Origin of the sequence: Pandoraea sp. NE5, from assembly GCF_024363545.1 — a bacterium.
GTDB lineage: Bacteria > Pseudomonadota > Gammaproteobacteria > Burkholderiales > Burkholderiaceae > Pandoraea > Pandoraea cepalis.
Genome location: NZ_AP025517.1, coordinates 3,999,868 through 4,017,014, shown reverse-complemented (window position 1 = coordinate 4,017,014; position 17,147 = coordinate 3,999,868). Strand labels below are relative to the sequence as shown.

At 64.5% G+C, this 17,147-nt stretch carries 16 protein-coding genes; 4 read left to right on the top strand and 12 right to left on the bottom strand.

The window, feature by feature from the left end:
* The first annotated feature begins 50 nt into the window (after window positions 1–50).
* The 3 genes from PanNE5_RS18265 to PanNE5_RS18255 all read left to right on the top strand — a co-directional run bounded on the left by PanNE5_RS18265 (window position 51) and on the right by PanNE5_RS18255 (window position 3,019).
* Window positions 51–821 carry an ABC transporter permease gene (locus PanNE5_RS18265; RefSeq protein ID WP_026131638.1) on the top strand — a complete coding sequence of 257 codons (771 nt, stop codon included), beginning with the start codon at window positions 51–53 and terminating at the stop codon, window positions 819–821.
* A 71-nt stretch (window positions 822–892) separates the two neighbouring features.
* On the top strand, window positions 893–1,660 hold the full coding sequence (locus PanNE5_RS18260) for an ABC transporter ATP-binding protein (RefSeq protein WP_261938547.1): 768 nt from the start codon (window positions 893–895) through the stop codon (window positions 1,658–1,660).
* Between the two features lie 30 nt (window positions 1,661–1,690).
* Window positions 1,691–3,019: an NAD(P)/FAD-dependent oxidoreductase gene (locus PanNE5_RS18255; protein ID WP_261938546.1), complete on the top strand. Its 1,329-nt coding sequence runs from the start codon at window positions 1,691–1,693 to the stop codon at window positions 3,017–3,019.
* A gap of 25 nt (window positions 3,020–3,044) precedes the next feature.
* On the opposite strand, the gene PanNE5_RS18250 is transcribed toward PanNE5_RS18255, so the two are convergent.
* The 9 genes from PanNE5_RS18250 to PanNE5_RS18210 all read right to left on the bottom strand — a co-directional run bounded on the left by PanNE5_RS18250 (window position 3,045) and on the right by PanNE5_RS18210 (window position 12,123).
* Window positions 3,045–4,439: an amino acid permease gene (locus PanNE5_RS18250; protein ID WP_261938545.1), complete on the bottom strand. Its 1,395-nt coding sequence runs from the start codon at window positions 4,437–4,439 to the stop codon at window positions 3,045–3,047.
* 30 nt (window positions 4,440–4,469) lie between these two features.
* Window positions 4,470–5,729 carry a porin gene (locus tag PanNE5_RS18245; RefSeq protein ID WP_261938544.1) on the bottom strand — a complete coding sequence of 420 codons (1,260 nt, stop codon included), beginning with the start codon at window positions 5,727–5,729 and terminating at the stop codon, window positions 4,470–4,472.
* Window positions 5,730–5,830: 101 nt separating this feature from the next.
* Window positions 5,831–6,736, bottom strand: coding sequence for a dihydrodipicolinate synthase family protein (locus PanNE5_RS18240; protein WP_017232159.1), 906 nt, complete (start codon window positions 6,734–6,736; stop codon window positions 5,831–5,833).
* A 163-nt stretch (window positions 6,737–6,899) separates the two neighbouring features.
* Window positions 6,900–7,787 carry an alpha/beta hydrolase gene (locus tag PanNE5_RS18235; RefSeq protein ID WP_232424514.1) on the bottom strand — a complete coding sequence of 296 codons (888 nt, stop codon included), beginning with the start codon at window positions 7,785–7,787 and terminating at the stop codon, window positions 6,900–6,902.
* 56 nt (window positions 7,788–7,843) lie between these two features.
* Window positions 7,844–8,707, bottom strand: a complete 864-nt coding sequence (locus tag PanNE5_RS18230; protein WP_017232161.1) for an ABC transporter ATP-binding protein — start codon at window positions 8,705–8,707, stop codon at window positions 7,844–7,846.
* Window positions 8,704–9,447 carry an ABC transporter permease gene (locus PanNE5_RS18225; RefSeq protein ID WP_017232162.1) on the bottom strand — a complete coding sequence of 248 codons (744 nt, stop codon included), beginning with the start codon at window positions 9,445–9,447 and terminating at the stop codon, window positions 8,704–8,706. Before PanNE5_RS18225 ends, PanNE5_RS18230 begins: the two co-directional genes overlap by 4 nt.
* 28 nt (window positions 9,448–9,475) lie before the next feature.
* A complete protein-coding gene (locus tag PanNE5_RS18220) occupies window positions 9,476–10,033 on the bottom strand; it encodes a VOC family protein (RefSeq protein ID WP_261938543.1) in 558 nt (185 codons plus the stop codon).
* A gap of 34 nt (window positions 10,034–10,067) precedes the next feature.
* Window positions 10,068–11,129 carry an ABC transporter substrate-binding protein gene (locus PanNE5_RS18215; protein ID WP_261938542.1) on the bottom strand — a complete coding sequence of 354 codons (1,062 nt, stop codon included), beginning with the start codon at window positions 11,127–11,129 and terminating at the stop codon, window positions 10,068–10,070.
* 37 nt (window positions 11,130–11,166) lie between these two features.
* Window positions 11,167–12,123 carry a fumarylacetoacetate hydrolase family protein gene (locus tag PanNE5_RS18210; RefSeq protein ID WP_261938541.1) on the bottom strand — a complete coding sequence of 319 codons (957 nt, stop codon included), beginning with the start codon at window positions 12,121–12,123 and terminating at the stop codon, window positions 11,167–11,169.
* Between the two features lie 160 nt (window positions 12,124–12,283).
* On the opposite strand from PanNE5_RS18210, the gene PanNE5_RS18205 reads away from it, so the two are divergent.
* Window positions 12,284–13,267, top strand: a complete 984-nt coding sequence (locus PanNE5_RS18205; protein WP_261938540.1) for a 2-hydroxyacid dehydrogenase — start codon at window positions 12,284–12,286, stop codon at window positions 13,265–13,267.
* A 135-nt stretch (window positions 13,268–13,402) separates the two neighbouring features.
* Here PanNE5_RS18205 and PanNE5_RS18200 read toward each other — a convergent pair whose 3' ends face one another.
* The 3 genes from PanNE5_RS18200 to PanNE5_RS18190 all read right to left on the bottom strand — a co-directional run bounded on the left by PanNE5_RS18200 (window position 13,403) and on the right by PanNE5_RS18190 (window position 17,080).
* A complete protein-coding gene (locus PanNE5_RS18200) occupies window positions 13,403–15,205 on the bottom strand; it encodes a hypothetical protein (RefSeq protein WP_261938539.1) in 1,803 nt (600 codons plus the stop codon).
* An 81-nt stretch (window positions 15,206–15,286) separates the two neighbouring features.
* A complete protein-coding gene (locus PanNE5_RS18195; RefSeq protein WP_261938538.1) occupies window positions 15,287–16,336 on the bottom strand; it encodes a porin in 1,050 nt (349 codons plus the stop codon).
* 276 nt (window positions 16,337–16,612) lie between these two features.
* Complete coding sequence (locus PanNE5_RS18190; RefSeq protein ID WP_261938537.1) at window positions 16,613–17,080, bottom strand: VOC family protein; 468 nt, start codon at window positions 17,078–17,080, stop codon at window positions 16,613–16,615.
* Window positions 17,081–17,147 lie beyond the last annotated feature (67 nt).

The following is a 17,147-nucleotide window of genomic DNA, read 5'->3' as shown; positions in this document are numbered from 1 at the left end:
GTGCGCCGGGGCCGGTCCATCGCGGTGCCGGCGCACGCTCGAGGAGTCTGATTGTGAGTCATCATCAACCGTCCCGCGCCACGCTGCTGGGTGTGGGCTTTGTGTCCGTGGTCGTGTTCCTGCTCGCGTGGGAAGCGGCGTGCCGCACCGGGATCGTCGATCCCTTGTTCCTGCCACCCCCGTCGGCCGTCGGCGAACGCATCGTTTCGATGCTGTCCGACGGCACGCTGCTCGCGAACGTGCTCGCCTCGACGCGCCGCGTGATGACGGGCTTCATTGCCGCGACCGCCGTGGCCATTCCGCTGGGGATCGTGCTCGGCACGTCGAGCTACGCCCGTGCGGCGTTCGACCCGATTCTGTCGTTCCTGCGACCGCTGCCTTCGATGAGCTGGATTCCGCTCTCCCTGTTGTGGTTCGGCATCTCGGAGACGCAGAAGTACAGCATCGTGTTCATGGGAACGTTCGCCCCGGCGCTCGTCTACGTTATCGAAGCCACGCGCAATGTCGACCCACTGCTCATCCGCGCCGCGAAGAACCTGGGGGCGAGCAACGCGCAAGTCATGCGAGAGGTCATCCTGCCCGCAAGTCTGCCGCAGATTCTGAGCGGGATGAAGATCATTCTCGGCCTGTCGTGGACGTGCGTGATCTCCGCCGAGCTGGTCGCTGCGCGCGAGGGCTTGGGCTTTCTCATCATGAACGGCAAGGAGTTTTTCCAGACGGAAGTCGTCGTGCTCGGCATGGTGATGATCAGTGTCACCGTGCTGGTGACGGATATCGTTTTTCGCGCCATCGAGCGCAAGGTGTTGAGGTGGCAGGCATGAACGATCGAATCGATTCCCACGTGGGCGCTGTGCACGCGTCGGGTGCCGCGTCTGCAAGCCCCGCGGAAACTATGATCGCCATCGATGGCGTGTCGAAGCGTTACGGCGATTTTCAGGCACTCGAGCGTGTGGACATGAATATCGCACGCGGCGAGTTTGTGGTGTTGCTCGGGGCATCGGGCTGCGGCAAGTCGACGCTGCTGAACCTCATCACGGGCTTCGATGCCCCGACCACCGGGCGCATCCGCGTGAACGGCCGCGAGGTCAAGGGCATCGACCCGCATTGCGGCATGGTTTTCCAGCAGTACGCGCTGTTCCCGTGGCTGAGCGTGCTCGATAACGTGGCGTTCGGCCTGAAGATGAAGGGCGTCGACAAGGCGTCCCGCTACGCCACGGCACGACGCTACATCGACATGGTTGGCCTCAGGGGCTTCGAGGATCGGTATCCGAAGGCGCTCTCGGGCGGCATGCGCCAACGTGTGTCGATCGCCCGTGTGCTCGCGAACGACCCGGACGTGATTCTGCTCGACGAACCGTTTGCCGCACTCGATGCGATGACGCGTCAGGTGTTGCAGGAGGAGTTGCTCCAGATCTATCAGAAGAGCGGCAAGACCATCGTCTTTATCACGCACTCCATCGACGAAGCCCTGATGTTGTCGACGCGCATGGTGATCATGAGCGCGCGACCCGGGCGCGTGGCCTGCGACCTGCCGAACGATCTACCGATGCCGCGCGACGCCCAGGTTCAGCTCTCGCCGCGCTACAACGAACTCAAGTCGCAAATCTGGAACACCGTGCAGACCGAAGTCATGCGCAGCCTGGAAAGCCAGTCTGCATAACGTTCGGCGAGCCCCCGTCCTTCTATCGTCATGCCCAATCAAGTCACTCCCTCCCGCAGCGCGCGGGACACTTTCCCCGCGTATCAGGCGGGGGCCGGCTGGAACGCCCTGCTGCCGACGCGCATGCCACACACGCAGCCGCCTGTGGCCCGCAGCTTCGACGTCATCGTCATTGGTGCGGGGTTCACCGGACTGGCCGCCGCGCGGCGCGTAGCGGAATTGCGTCCTGATGCGTCGGTGCTTGTGATCGACGCCACCACGGTCGGCAATGGTTCCGCAGGCCGCAATTCGGGCTTTCTCATCAACCTGCCGCACAACACGGGCATGGGCGGGCACGGCAGCCCGGTGGAGGTCGCGCGCAAGCAGATCCGGCTCTACGACATCGGCCTGAAGTGGCTGCGTGACCTCGTCACCACGCATGGCATCGACTGCGACTGGAACCCGGTCGGCAAGTACCACGCGGCCGCCACGCCCGATGGCGAGCAGCGCCTGCGCGACACGCTCGCGCAATATCGCGAATGGGGGGTGACTTACCGGGAACTGTCGCGCGATGCCCTGCAAAGCGAGATCGGCACCGACTATTACGGCTACGGCTATCACTCGGAGAACAACGTCTTCGTACAGCCTGCCGCGCTCGTGCGCGGTCTGGCGGATAGCCTGCCCGCCAACGTCCGGCTGTGGGAAAACGAGCCGGTCCTGTCGCTCGACGGCACCGGACCCTTCACCGTGACGACGGCGCGCACGCAACTGCGCGCCTCGCAAGTCATCGTGGCGAACAACGGGTTCGCGCGCAAGCTCGGGCTGGCGCGCGACCGCGTCTTCACGATCTACACTTACGCGGCCATGACCGACGCGCTGCCGGCCGACGAGTTGGCCAAGCTCGGCCCCGCGCGCGAATGGGGCGTGATTCCAGCCAATCGTCTCGGCACGACGCTGCGCAAGACCCACGGCGGCCGGTTTGTCGTGCGCAGCGCCTATTCGTACGAGAAGGAACGTCCGATGGCCGAGGTGAGCGCCATGCTCACGGACGCGTATCGGCGCCGCTATCCTCAAATGGACTCGCACAAGTTCGCGTTCGTCTGGGGCGGTGTGACGGCGCTCACCCGCAACGGTGCGCTCTACTTCGGCGAGATCCGCAAGGGCCTGTTCGCCTCGCTCGGCTGCAACGGCGCGGGAGTGCTCAAGGGCAGCATGTTCGGCAAGCTGCTCGGCGAGATGGCCTGCGGCCGGCAGTCGCCCGAACTGGCCGATGCGCTGGGGTTCGAGCGGCCGACGTGGCTGCCGCCCGAGCCGATCCGACGCGTGGCGATCCTGTCGGCGATTCACTATCAGAAGCATCGCGCCGGAAGGGAACGATAGGCCGACGCGCAACGGCGAGCGCGGCTTATTGCGACTGCGCCGCCACGTCCGCATGCCGGCGATACCAGACCGCATAGATTACCGACAACGCCACGACAAACGGCACGCCATAGACCAGCGTCAGGCGGAATTCGTCGGTGAAATAGGTGGTGACCAGTGTCGCCAGCATGAGCAGCGCGCCCGCCAGACTCGCATACGGATAGCCCCACATGCGAAAGCTCAGCGACGCTGCTTCGTGCGCACGGCGGAAGTACAGGTGCGTGACGAAGATCATCAGCCACGTGAACATCGCACCGAACATCGACACGGACATCATCAGCGTGAACGACGCCTGTGGCACGAACACGTTGAGCGCGACCGCCAGCCCGATGCCGATGGTCGAGAGCATGAGCGCCGCGACCGGTACGCCGTTGCGGCTGACCTCGCCGAACCGGCGCGGCGCGTACCCTGCCCGCGACAGACTGAACATCATGCGCGTGGTGATGTAGAGCTGACTGTTCATCGCGGAGAGCGCGGCCACCAGAATCACCAGGTTGATCACCCCCGCCGCGCCCGGGATATGCGTCGCGGCCATCACCTTGACGAACGGACTGCCGTCTTCACCCGCCGCGTTCCACGGCACGATGGCAAGCGTCAACGCGAGCGTGAGCAGATAGAAGAACACCAGACGGAACATCGTCGCCCGGAAGGCGCGCGTGATCGCCCGCTGCGGATCCTGCGCCTCGCCGGCCGCCACGGCAATCATCTCGATGCTCAGATAGCTGAAGATCGACACGATCACCGCGACCCACATCCCCCATCCGCCCTTCGGGAAGAATCCGCCGTGCGACGTGTAGTTGGCCACTCCGATGCCGCTGTCCACCGGCGCCCGAAACACCAGATAGGCCCCGAGCATCAGGAACACGACAATGGCCGCGATCTTGAGCATCGAAAATCCGTACTCGACCGCGCCGAACACCTTCACGCTCGCCGCGTTGATGCCGATCAGGCCGGCCGAGAAGCCAACGATCCAGTACCACCCCGGCACCGCCGGAAACCAGTATTTCATGTAGACGGCAATGGCCGTCACCTCGGTGCCGACCGCGAACACGATCGACGACCAGTAGCCGTAACGCACCAGAAACCCCGCCAGCGGCCCGATATAGTGCTCCGCATAGGCGCCGAACGACCCAGAGGTCGGGTGCGCCACGGTCATCTCCGCCAGACACCCCATCAACAGCAGCGCAATCAGGCCACCGATCGCATAGCTCACCAGCACGCTCGGCCCGGCAAAGCCAATGGCAAACGCACTGCCCAGAAAGAGGCCGGTGCCAATCGCACCGCCAATGGCAATCATCGACAATTGCCCGCTGCTCAGGCCGCGATGCAGCCCCTTTTCTCGCTCGACAATGCTGTCGAAGCCCGCTTGTGTCGTCTTCAATTTCGTCTCCTGTGAGTCGGATGGTGTTGTTCAAAAGCTGTGTTCGATGCCGAAACCGATGCCCCGGTAGTGCGCGCCCGGCGGTGCGCTTGCGCCGTTCGCGCCGAGCGTCGGACGCGGCGAGACGCCGTACCGACCCCAAGCGCGATTGATGACCTGGTAGTACGCGACGTACACGTCCGTGCGCCGTGAAAAGTCGTAGCGATAGCCAAGATTGAGTTGCGTGGCTCCAAGCCCGTCGGTACTGCACGACGCACCGCCCGAGCGGGAACACGCGCCGTTCGTCACATAGCCGCCGCCGAGCCAGACCGAGTGACGGCCGCCGCCAAACCAGTGCTGGACCATGGCGTAGAACGCATCGCGCCGGTAGCGGCTGAGATTGCCGAGAGTGCCGTCGTCCGTGCGGTAGGTCAGCCGATCCCAGCCCGCGACCCACTTGGTTTGCGCATAGGTAAAGACCACAAGCACCTTGTGCGCGTCGTCGCGCGACCCCGTGGCGTGCGATCCGACATTGGACGGATTGGCGGACGACGGCGCGCCGAGCCATGCCAGCCCGAAGTAGTCCTTGTGCAGCGCGTACGCGTAACGCACGCGCAGCGGACCGTTCAGGTACTCCAGTCCGGCCCCGAACACCTGTGGCGAGATCTCGCCCGCCGGCGTGACGACCTTGCTGTTCGACGGCGAGTACGAGAACCGCAGTTGCAACCCGGCCCACGTCGGTGTCCAGTACTGAAGACTGTTGCCCTGCCGACGGTTGAACGTGGCATCGACCGCACTGCCCACCCGCCCCGATTGCGTCGTCGTGTTCGGCACATTGAATCCGGGATTGCTCAGGATCGTACTCAGGTCGCCGGTGTATGGATTGCGCACCGGCGAGCCGACCGCGAGCGTCGACCATTGATACGGCGTGTCCCAGTTGCCCAGAAACGCCGTACCGAACGGCCCGGTCAGGCCCACATTCGTATTGCGTCCCGCGATGGTGCCGGTCGATTTGCCGTCGAGCGCGACAGGTGTCTCGATCTGCCAGATCGCGGCATACCCGTCGCCAAGATCTTCCTTGCCGCGCATGCCGAAGTACGAAATGCTCGACAGCATGCGCGCACCGCTCGCCGTCGGCGCATTGATCGCCCCCGACGGCGCCTGGGTCGGACGCGGCGCCGACGCGCTCGCCTGACGCCCGCTAACACTGACCCAATCGGTCATCGGCGTGAGGTGGCCGTAGACCTGCACCTGAGCGTGCGACACCTCGCAAGCGCCCGGACCCAGCGCCAGCGCAAGGCCCCATGCCACTGCCAGCCTCGTGCCCCCCGCGCAGTCAGGTGCCGCGTGGTCCCGACATACAGCCAGCCACGACATATCCCTCGATACCGCAACGTGCCGCGCATGTCCGCTTACCCTGCCAACGTGAAACCGCAAGCGGCCAACTGCGCGTGCAGCCGTACGTGTTGGTCGCTCGTCAGTTGCGTAAGCGGCGCACGCACGCGCGCCCACGCCGGATCGTCACGATGCGAGGCCAGCACCGCCTTGAGCGCCGGAATCATCGGGAACGACTGCACGATGCCGCGAACGATGTCGGCCTGTGCCTGAAGCGCCGCACCGGCATCGTCCGCCCACTCGCGACACAACCGCCCGATCATGGGCGCATTGATGTTGACCGTCGCGGAAATGCAGCCTTTCGCGCCCTTGGCCGACGCGCGCGACACCAGCGACTCCGATGCCGGGAAGATGCCGAAGCCGGGGAAGGCGTCGAGCATCGCACTCAGATGAGTCCAGTCACCCGAGCTGTCCTTGATGCCAACCACGGTCCGCGGGAAGTCGCGCCTGAGCCGCTCGATCACCGGTAGCGTGATGGGCACGCCCGAGAGCGCTGGGATGTGATAGAGGTACAGACGCAAACGCGCATCGTTCACCTGATCGATCACGCGGGCGTAGTAGTCGTACACGCCATCGTCGGTGACGCCTTTGTAGAAAAACGGCGGCAGCATGAGCACCCCCGCGCAGCCACGCTCGACCGCGTGCCGCGTGAGCGTGACGGTCTCGGGCAACGAGCAGCAGCCGGTGCCGGGCAGCATGCGCCGCACATCAAGACCGTTGTCGACCAGATGATCGAGCAACGCCATGCGTTCGCGGGCGTCGAGAGAATTCGCTTCGCTGTTCGTACCAAACGGGGCCAGGCCCACGTCGTGCGAGAGCAACCATTCGCAATGCGCGAGAAAACGGGGGGCATCCGGCGTCATATCCGCCTGAAACGGCGTGACGACGGGCGCAAACGCCCCGGTCAATTCGTGATCGACCATGACAGTTCCTTAAGGGAGGGAGAGATGAACGGCGCTGCCCGCACCGAGAGCCGCCTGTTCGCTGCTGACCCGCCGCTGAACCGCCGCCGATTCGATCAACGGTTCAACGGTTCAAGGGTTCGACGGCGCAATGGCTCACCGGCGCAGGCAGGCGCGAACCGCATCAGGGCGATGGGTCGATGTCGTGCAGGAAGTGCAGGATCTCGCGACCGAGCGACTCGTCGCCGGAATCGAGATGCGCAACCACCGACGTATGGTTGTGGTCGCGCACCTGTAGCCAGCGCGGCGCGCGGGCGTCGCGCTTGGCCAGCCGGTGACAGAACTCAAGCGCATAGGTGTCGAGATGGGGATTTTCGAACTCCGCCACGACGGTCATCACGGGCACCGGCATCGCTTCGGCATGCGCCATCGGCGCGTCGGCCTCGTGGCGTGCAGGCGCGTCGCCGTAATACGCCACCACACCGGGCGCGTTCGGATTGTCGGGCAGCACATCCGCACGCAGTCGCGCGCTGATAAGCACGGTCCCCGCCACCTCGGGCTGCGCCGGCCGCACCCGCGGGTCGCACAGATAGCTGGCCACGTGCGAGCCGCCGGCCGAATGGCCGATCAACAGCATGCGCTTCACGTCGGCCCCACCCTCGCCCGCATACTCGCCGATATGCTCGCGCACCCAGCGCACCGCGGCGCCCACGTCCTGTGCGCCGCCCGGGAACGGCGCCTCGGGCGCGAGCCGATACTCCACGTTGACCGCCACGCAACCGTGACGCGCGAAGTATCGGGGCACGTTGCCGTAGATCTGCGCATTGGCGTTCATGTCGCCGCGAACGAACCCGCCGCCATGCACGAAGATGACGACCGGTGCAGGCTCGCGCAAACGCGACGCCGGCCGATAGACGTCAAGCCGATGCCGCGCATGCGGCCCATAGGCCAGATCACGCACGACGGTGTACGCGTCGGTCGACGCTTGCGCGAGCAGCGGCGTGTAGGTCTCCAGCACGAGGCGCCGTCCGGCAGCGATATCGTCGGCCCAGCGCGGCCCGAGCGCGCGCATGTGCGATCGCGCTCGGGCCCACCCGTCTGCCGTCGCCGCAATCGTCTGTCCGGTCATCAATAGACCCCCATCAGTTGCGAGAGCTGCGCGACATACCCGGCGTATCGCGGGTGCTGCTTGATCGTCTGCGGCGAGCGCGGACGCGGCAGATCGATCACGACCTCCTGCTGGACCTTACCCGGACGCGCCGACATCACGATCACGCGATCCGACAGGAACACCGCCTCCTCGATGCTGTGCGTGACGAGCAACACCGTTTGCCGGTGCTCCTGCCAGATGCGCAGCAGTTCGACGTTCAGGTTGTCGCGCGTGAGGGCGTCGAGCGCACCGAACGGCTCGTCCATGAGCAGCACTTTCGGTTCGAGCGCCAGGATCTGGCCGATCGACGCGCGCTGGCGCATGCCGCCAGACAATTCGTGCGGATGATGATCGGCGAACTGGGCGAGCCCCAGCATTTCCAGCAGCGCCGCCACGCGCGGCTCGCTCTTGGCTTTCGGAATCTTGCGCAGACGCGTGCCGAGCAGCAGGTTTTGCCGCACCGTGAGCCACGGCAACATATTGCTCGTCTGGAACACCACGCCAATCTCGGGGGCGGGCCGCGTCACGCGCTGGCCCGCCACACGCACCTCGCCGCCATCGTGCGGCACAAGGCCGGCAACGATGCGCAGCAGCGTGCTCTTGCCGCAACCGCTCGCGCCGAGAATCGACACGAACTCGCGATCCGCAATCGAGAGCGATACGTCGTCGAGTATCTTCACCGGTGAGGCCTTGCGCTGCTTGGCGGCGAAGGTCTTGTCGATGTGGCGCACTTCGATCATGGCGTCGTGGACCTGCGCGGCGCCCGCCGGTGCCACTTTCGTGTCGCCGGCGGGGCGCGACGGCGCGGGGAACGGCGTCACCGTAGTCGTCGAGATCGTCATACGTTGATCCCTCGCCACCAGACAAAGCGCGCCAGACGCTCGATCACCCAGTAGAGCACTACCGCCAGCAGCGTCACCATGAGGATGGCCGCGAACATGACGTCGGTGCGCGCCGCCGCCGATGCGAACACGATCAGATGCCCCAGCCCCGCTTCCGAGCCGATGAACTCGCCGACGATGGCGCCGATCACCGCGAGCGGCATGGCGATCTTCAGGCCATCGGCGAACGCGGGCAGCGCCGCCGGCAGGTACAGCCGCCAGAAGGTGTCCCACGGGCTCGCGCCCAACGCGCGGAAGTGCTCGTCGAGGTTGCGCGCGACACTGGCGAGTCCGCCCATGGTCGCCACGACGACCGGGAAGAACGCGAACAGGAAGGTCGACGCCAGCTTCGACGCAAACCCATACCCGAACCACACGATCATCAGCGGCGCGAGCGCGATCTTCGGCATGCTCTGCAAGGCGGTGACAAGCGGGTACAACGTGCGACGCGCAAACGCGCTGTAGCTGATGACGACGCCAATCACGAGCCCACCTGCCACCGCCGCCACGAAGCCGGTCAACACTTCGACCGTTGTGATCCAGGTGTCCTCCAGCATTTGCGGATGCACTTCCCAGGCCGCGCGAAAGATCGCCGACGGGGGCGGCATCAGGTACGACTGCACCTTGAAGTACGTCACGGCCAATTCCCACAGGGCGAGCAGCACGCCCCAAAATACGATCGTCTGTGCGATGCGTTTCATTCGATGTCTCCTCCGGAATTTCGGCTGGCTAGGTCTTTCCGCCCGACTTGTCCTTGACCATGCCCGGCGGGGGCGGCACGACGAAGCGTTCGAAGCGGAACCGGTCGAAGCTCTCGATAGAGCGCTCCCACACCTTCGCTTCGTACGGGTGGTCGTCGTCGATCTGCGTCATTTCGCAATACAACTCGACGTTGTTGCCATCCGGGTCCTTGAACACGAGGAAATAATTCGCCCCCGGCCCGTGACGCCCGATCCCACGCACGATCTCGACGTCATGCGCACGCAGCACCGCCACGGCTTGCTCCATCTCCTCGACACTGTCGACGAGGTAGGAGAAGTGCTCCATGCCGGGACGGCCGTAACGCGGCAGATCGTCGATGTCCGGCGAATCCTTCGGAATCTGCGAGAGCGCCAGATCGTGGTGGTCGGTGCCCGCGCGCAGGAACACCATCTGGTCGCCAATCCAGTCGGAGACGGTCAATCCGAGCACTTCGGTGTAGAACTTCGCCGACTTCTGGATATCACGCACCACCAACACCAGGTGACCAAGGCGCTTCGGGTTGAGCTTGGGTTTGACGCTTGTCATCTCGACTCCTTGCATTGCAGCGATTGCGCGACCGTCATTCGACGAACTGGTTGGTATAGAGGTCGGTGGCCTTCAGTGTGGGGGGCAGGTTGAAGGCGTCGCGCACGAACTGCGCGGTCGTCGCCATGCGCGCCACCGGCAGCCAACCCGCCTTGTGCCCCTGCGTTTCGCGGTCGGTCTCCAGCACGCCGATCTGCCGAATCTGTTCGACCATGACCTGTTTGTCGAGCATGGGGTACTGCGACACGATCACACCCGCCGACGCCTCTGGATGCTCGCGCATCCACGCATAGCCGCGATAGGTGGCCTGCACGAAGCGACGCACCACGTCAGGCTGCTTCGCAATCATCGTCTCGGTCGTGACGATGCCGTTGCCGACCATGTCGAGCCCGAAATCTCGGTAGCGCAGCGATCCGATCTCCCGTCCCTGCTTCGCCGCGAGCGACTTGAGCACCGGCAGGTTCGCGCCTTCCCAGCATTCGGTGAGATCCACGCGACCTTGCAGAAACGACGGATTGATCGTCGACGGGTCGAGCCGCAACAGCTTGATCGCCGTCGGCGGCAAGCCATTGGCCTTGAGCCAGGCCGGCACGATGTTCTGTAACGGCGACGCCCCGCCGCCGCCCATCGACAACCCCTTGAGATCGGCGGGCTTCGCAAGGGTCCGCCCCGGTTTGACGAGGTAGCAGATCGCGCCGGGCCAGACGGCATTGATCGCGCCAACCATCTTCGTCTTCCCGCCCTGCGCGCGGTTGAGCATCACGCTGATCGGATCGCCGTAGCCGAACTCGAACAGGCCCTGATCGACTTCATTGACGGTGCGCTGCCCGCCATGGCCAACGACCGCCGACACTTCGAGGCCTGCCTCGCGGTAAAAGCCCTGGTGAATGGCAACGAGCACCCCCCCGGTGCTGCCCTGTGGCAGCCACGAGAGGTTGAACTTGACCTTCTCCTGTGCGACGGCCGGCGTCGGCCACAGCGCGCCCGCACCGATCGCACTCACCGTGCCGATCGCCCCCATCGCTCCCATGGCACCGATCGATCCGGCACACGCAAGCACCGTCCACCACCGCCTTGCCCACTGCCACTGCTCCATTGCCGCCTCCTCCTGGCCGCTACCTGAGCGGCCGTTGTTATCTTTGCTGCGCCACGACGCGGTTCTCGATGGCCCCAATGCCCTCGATGCCCGCCACCATCACGTCGCCGGCCTTGAGATAGACGCCGCGTCCCATGCCCACACCGGTCGGCGTGCCCGTGGCAATCAGATCGCCTGGCTTGAGCGTGAGAATGTCGGACAGGTAGGCGATCTGCTCCGCAATGTTGAAGATCATCCCCGCCGTCGTGTCGTTTTGCATCATTTCGCCATTCACCGACAGCGTCATGCGCAGTTGCTGGGGATCGAGAATCACCTCGCGCGGCACAAACCACGGCCCCAGAGGGGCGAAGGTATCGAAACTCTTCCCGCGAAACCAGTCGTGCGTGAACGGATAGTCGGTGCGGCGGTTCAGGTCGCGCGCGCTGACATCGTTGATGACCGTATAGCCCGCGATCCATTCATGCGCCTGCTCGACCGGAATATGCCGTCCCGGACGGCCGATGACCACCGCCAGCTCGACCTCCCAGTCCACGCGCTGCGCATGCGGCGGCAGCACGACGTCCGTGCCGGTCGCCGTCACGCTCGTCTCCGCCTTCATGAACATGTACGGCGAACTCTCGCTGCGCGGCGCGAGCTTTGTACCCATTTCGGCCGCGTGCTCGTAATAGTTCGAGGCCGTTGCAAAGATGCGGCCCGGCTGATAGGGCACGCACAGGCGATAGGCGTCGCTCGCCAGCGCGCCGACCTTCGCCGGCACACCCGCGTCCAGCGCACGGCGCACGGCGGCGTTGATCGCTTTGCCGTGCACATCCCAGTCCGAGAGCAGCGCCGTCAGATCGTGCGCCGCCAGCACCGCATCGTCCACGTCCGTGCCCATGTGGCGCAGCACGGCTTCCAGATCGTACAAATGCCCATGTTGCACGAGCGCCGTACGCCGCGCGGCAACGGCGCCCGGCGCCAGCGATTCATAAGTTGCAAGTCCAAACCAGGTCACACCTTCCTCCTTGTCTTCCCTCAGGGAACCGACGTCGCGCGTTGCGCATCGGTCGTTTTTTTGATTGCCATGTGAAGATACAATACATAGCATGTGTATACATAGCAACTGATTTGTATTTTATTTTCCTATCCAAACGATCCTCACGATGAAGGCCTCCATGACCGATGCTTCGCCACTCCTCTCCCTCATCCCGCTTGCGCCGATCACCCGCGCGCGACTGATCGCCGCGGGACTGCGTCTGCACGAGATCGACGCCGATTGCGAGGCCGTCGATCGGGCCGACGTCATCCGCCTCATGTCCAATGCGTCCAACGTTCGCTTCGTGCTCACCAATGGCACGACAGGCCTCACGGCCGTGCAGATGGATGCGCTACCGAAGCTCGAGCTCGTCTGCGCCTTCGGGGCGGGCTACGAGAACATCGACGTCGCCGCCGCCACCGCACGTGGCATCGCCGTCGCGCACGCGCCCAACACCAACGGCGAGACCGTCGCCGATCACGCCCTGGCCCTCATGCTCGCCACCGCACGCGGCCTCATCACGTTCGATCGCGCCGTGAAGGCCGGTGGCTGGGCGAACCACCGCGCACCGCGCCCGACGCTGCATGGCGCGCGACTCGGCATCGTCGGCCTGGGTCACATCGGTCACGCGATTGCGACGCGCGCGGAAGGCTTCGGCATGTCCATCCGCTATCACACGCGCACACCGCGCCGCGACTGCCGTTGGCACCATGTCGCTGACGTCGGCGCCCTGGCCGACGCCAGCGACTTTCTCGTGCTAGCCTGCCCGGGCGGTGCCGCGACACATCACCTCGTGAACGCCGACGTGCTGGCGCGGCTCGGCGCCGACGGCTTTCTCGTGAACGTGTCGCGCGGCAGCGTCGTCGATACCGTGGCCCTGATCGAAGCTCTGTGCGACGGCGTGATTGCAGGGGCCGCGCTCGACGTGTTTGAGCACGAACCCGAGGTGCCTTCGGCATTGCGCATGCTGGAGAACGTTGTGCTGACGCCGCATGTCTCGGGACGCTCGCCGGCCGCCCTGCACGCACAGATCGACGCGCTGCTCGCCAGCCTTCACGCCCATCTCGCGGGCGCGCCGCTGGCGTCCCCCGTCAATGCGGTGGCGCGGCATGTCGCGCGATAACGCGTTCAGGTGAAAAAAGAAGCGGGCAACCAGGAGACCTTCGGAGGTTGCCCGCCTCAACACTTCACGCTTTGGAGGCCCTGTGAAGTCGTGCGCGGCGACGGCACGACGCGTCGTGCCGCCTTGACACTGTGCTTACCGTGCCGGCCAGGGTTTTGCCGGTGCGCCCATCACGGGCTCACCCAGCAACGGGCTCGACAGGGCGTAGGCGCCGTTCTCGGTGAAGGCCCACATGATGTTGCGGTCGTACTCGGTGTACATCGCGAGCACCCCCTTGCCCAGCGTGTAGACGGGCAGCTCGGACTCGTCGGCCAGCCCCGGCACGAAGTAGCCCGCAATGCGCGGCTTGGCCGGATCCTTGACGTCGAATATCTGCACCCCCGCGTTGTAGAACGAGTACGGCACGATGCCCTGGCGCCACGCGCCCGGCTGGCCGATCGAATTCGAACGCTTCGGACCGAAGTTGCCGCCGCGCTGGCAGAAGCTGGTGAACGGCGCCCCTTCGGGGACGTCGGGCTCGGGCAGCTTCGCCGCGACCTTCATCTTGGCCGGGTTGCGCGCATCGACCACGAAGATGTCCTTGTACGGCTCATAGCAGTCGCGGTTCATGGGGTAGCCGCTGGTCAGCACGTACCCCGTGCGTTCGTACTGACTCACGTCCGCATTGTCGTACTCGGTGCCCGCGAAGCTCGGCGCCGTATTCACGTTGCCCAGTACCTTCGGATGCGCCGGATCGGACAAGTCGAACGACCACAGCCCCAGACCCCCCATCGCGCCGAAGCCCACCTTGCCGCCCTGCTCCAGCGGCTTGGGCAGGAAGATCGGCATGCGCGAGCCCATCCACGAGGTGCGATTACCCGCCCGCGGATTCTGCAAATAGGCCTGTTCGTGCGCCGCATTGCCAAGAATCTGCCCCGGCACCGAGATCTGCGAGACGAACTTCGGATTGGCCGGATCCGACATATCCCACACCTGGTAGCCCGGCGAGTAGAGATAGTTCGGGTACTCGGTGAGTGCGTAGCTGTCGTCCGGCGCCGACGAGAGAATCATGTACTTGCCGCCGTAGAACTCCGGTGAATCGAGTGAGCCCGAGCCCTGCTGCTGCCCGACCGGCGCGTCCGGATGCTGGTAGTCGGTGGTGCGCGTGGCGATGAGCTTCCAGTCGGACGGTAGCGGCCCATCCATCTCGAAGACCTTGAAGCCCTTGAGCGAGTTGTAGTGCCGTTGCGCGGCCACCTTGTCCGGTTGCTTCGACTTGTCGGTCATCAGGCCGTAACGGCCGATTTCGAACGACGCCACGAGAATCGGCTTGCGCCGTGTCTTGTTCCACACGATGGTGGCACCGCCCAGATAGCCGTGCACATTGTTCGGATCGAACTTCTCGCTCGATCCCTTCGGGCCCCACACGCCGCCGGTCGAATACACCACCTTGCCATGCGCGGGATCGGTCACGTCCATGATGCGCAGGTAGTCGCGATCGTGAATATAGAGGTAGCGCTTGCCGTTGAAGTCGGCGATGTTGTTCCATGCGTGGAACGGCGAATTGACCCCCGGGTAGAACGCCAGGACTTTCACGTTCTTGGTGTAGCTTTTCTTGTCCCACGTCGTCAGTTCACCCGGAAAGCGCTGACCGGTGTGCACTTCCGGTGTGGCCTTCGGCCAGATGAATTTGCCCGTTGCCGGATCCATGCCGTAATCGACGCCCGCCTTGAGCGGCTTGGGCTCCCGATCCGGCGTGAGGCGCAACCATCCCGCCAGGTAAGGATCCTTGACGTTCGGCATACCGGGCGTACCGGTGGGCTGTGTGTCCGACCGCGTGGCAGCGGGCGCCGCCGGCGCGCTGTCCGGTGCCGACGCGTGGGCCGCGAGCGTCATCGTGAGCGCCGCGAGCAATGCCGTCGCGGTCAACGAAACGCCGAGTGTGGGCTTGCGAAACATGTCTTCCTCCTTCGTCTCAAAAATCTTCTCGCCAGCGCGTCAGTCAGGCGCTGGCGGCGTGATGTCGCCGATCGGAACGCGTCAGAACGCGTGGCGGATGCCGAACTGCACGCCCGACGGATTCTGTGTGCCGGTCGGCGTGACCTGGAACGTCACCGGGTAATGCACCGTTGTGTCGTTGCTGTGCTGCACACGGGCATAGGTGGCGTAAAGCGTGGTGCGTTTGGACAAGCCGTACATGTAGCCGATCACGAAGCCGTTGCCGTTCGAGAGCGCCTTGTTGTCGTCGTCCTGGCGATGGACAAAGCTCGCGTAGAAGCGATGACGGTCGGTCAGCGCATACCGCACACCGGCCTGAATATCCCAGCCGCGCACGTTGAATGCGACATACGGCGGGTACGCGTAGTAGCCGTTGTACGTGTGATAAATCAGGGTCGGCTCGACGCTGCCGAACTTGTAGGTGGCCGAGAAGTAGTTGTCGCGCGACGAGTGGATCTGGCTCGACGAGTAGATGTCGCGCGTATATTGCAACTCGCTGACGGCGCCCAGGAAGATGCCGCCGTTGCGGTAATCGAGGCCGGCCGAATAGAATCGGCCCGAGCGCGTGCCGTCGCCTACACCGGTGGTGGCCATGAAGCGGCCCATCAGCCCATGCCAGCGGGGCGTGTTGTACTGAATGGCGTTGTCGACGCGGTACGACGCGTAGAAGAACTCCATGTTGTTGACCATACTGAAGTCCGCCGCCCAGCTCGGGTCGGCGTAACCGGCGATCCAGTAAGACGGCGTGAACTGACGGCCGAGCGACACTTCGCCCCACGCCCCCTTCAGGCCAACGAACGACTGGCGCGCCTGCGCCGATTGCGTGCCGTTCGCGGCAGAGAACATGGGCTCATACGTGAAGAATGCGCGGTTGCCGCCGCCCAAGTCCTCGAACCCGCTCAAATTGAAGCGAGAGTTGTTCAGCCCGCCGCTGGAGACCCGCGTGACCTTGCCGCCATTGGCCCCCGATCCCCACAACTGCTCGACGTTCAGGTCCACGAACCCCGAAAGCGTCACGCCCCCGGTCGATTGCGCGTACGCACCGCCCTGCAGTGCGCCCAGCAACAATGCACACAACACTCGCTTCTTCATGCTGTCTCCTGAGTTTTCTCGTTTTTGTCGCGGCGCCCCTGACCGGGTGTCTGCCGCCCGCGCTACATGTATACAATCAGTCGAATTATTATACATAGCAAAGAAATTGAATTTCTACCGCTATTTGTTTATACAAACGATCGATTTTTTTATAGCGGGTCACCCCGGATGGCCACTTGCCCGTGAGCGCTGGTCGCTGAGCGCCGCCGGCGCGTGGCGTCCGGCGGGCAGAGGCAGGTGTTGCGAACCCTGGCGCCGAGCGAGAACGGCGTGCTATCAGAGCCCCGTGCGATCGGCTTGCAGCCCTTCGTGACGCAGCGCTGGCGCGTTGTTCTTGCCCGTGCCGTCCTTCGACGCACCGCCCCAGCCGTGGGCAGTGACATCGAAGATCACGCCATTCGGATCGAAGAACTTCACTTCATAAAAGATGTTGCTCTTCACCGGCACTTCGCCCATGTAGTAGCGGCCCCCGGCAGCTTCGATTTTCGTACGCGTGGCCTCGACATCCTCGACCCAGATCCCGATGTGATGCAGCCCCACATACTCGCGGCCGCGATCGCCTGCGGCTTCGTCGTTCTTGTAATTGAGCAACGCCAGGTTGATGACGCCGTCAGACAGATAAACGCCCCGAGCGAGCGACGAGTCCGTCTCGCCCACTTTCTTGAAGTCGAATGCCTGCATATAGAACGCTGCCGCCTTCCACGGATCGGGCACCGAAAGCGCAATGTGACGCAGTTTGGCCATGATGAGATGTCTCCTTCGAATTGAGGTGTCGACGCGTGCCGGAACACCCGGCAAACGTTCATGTATA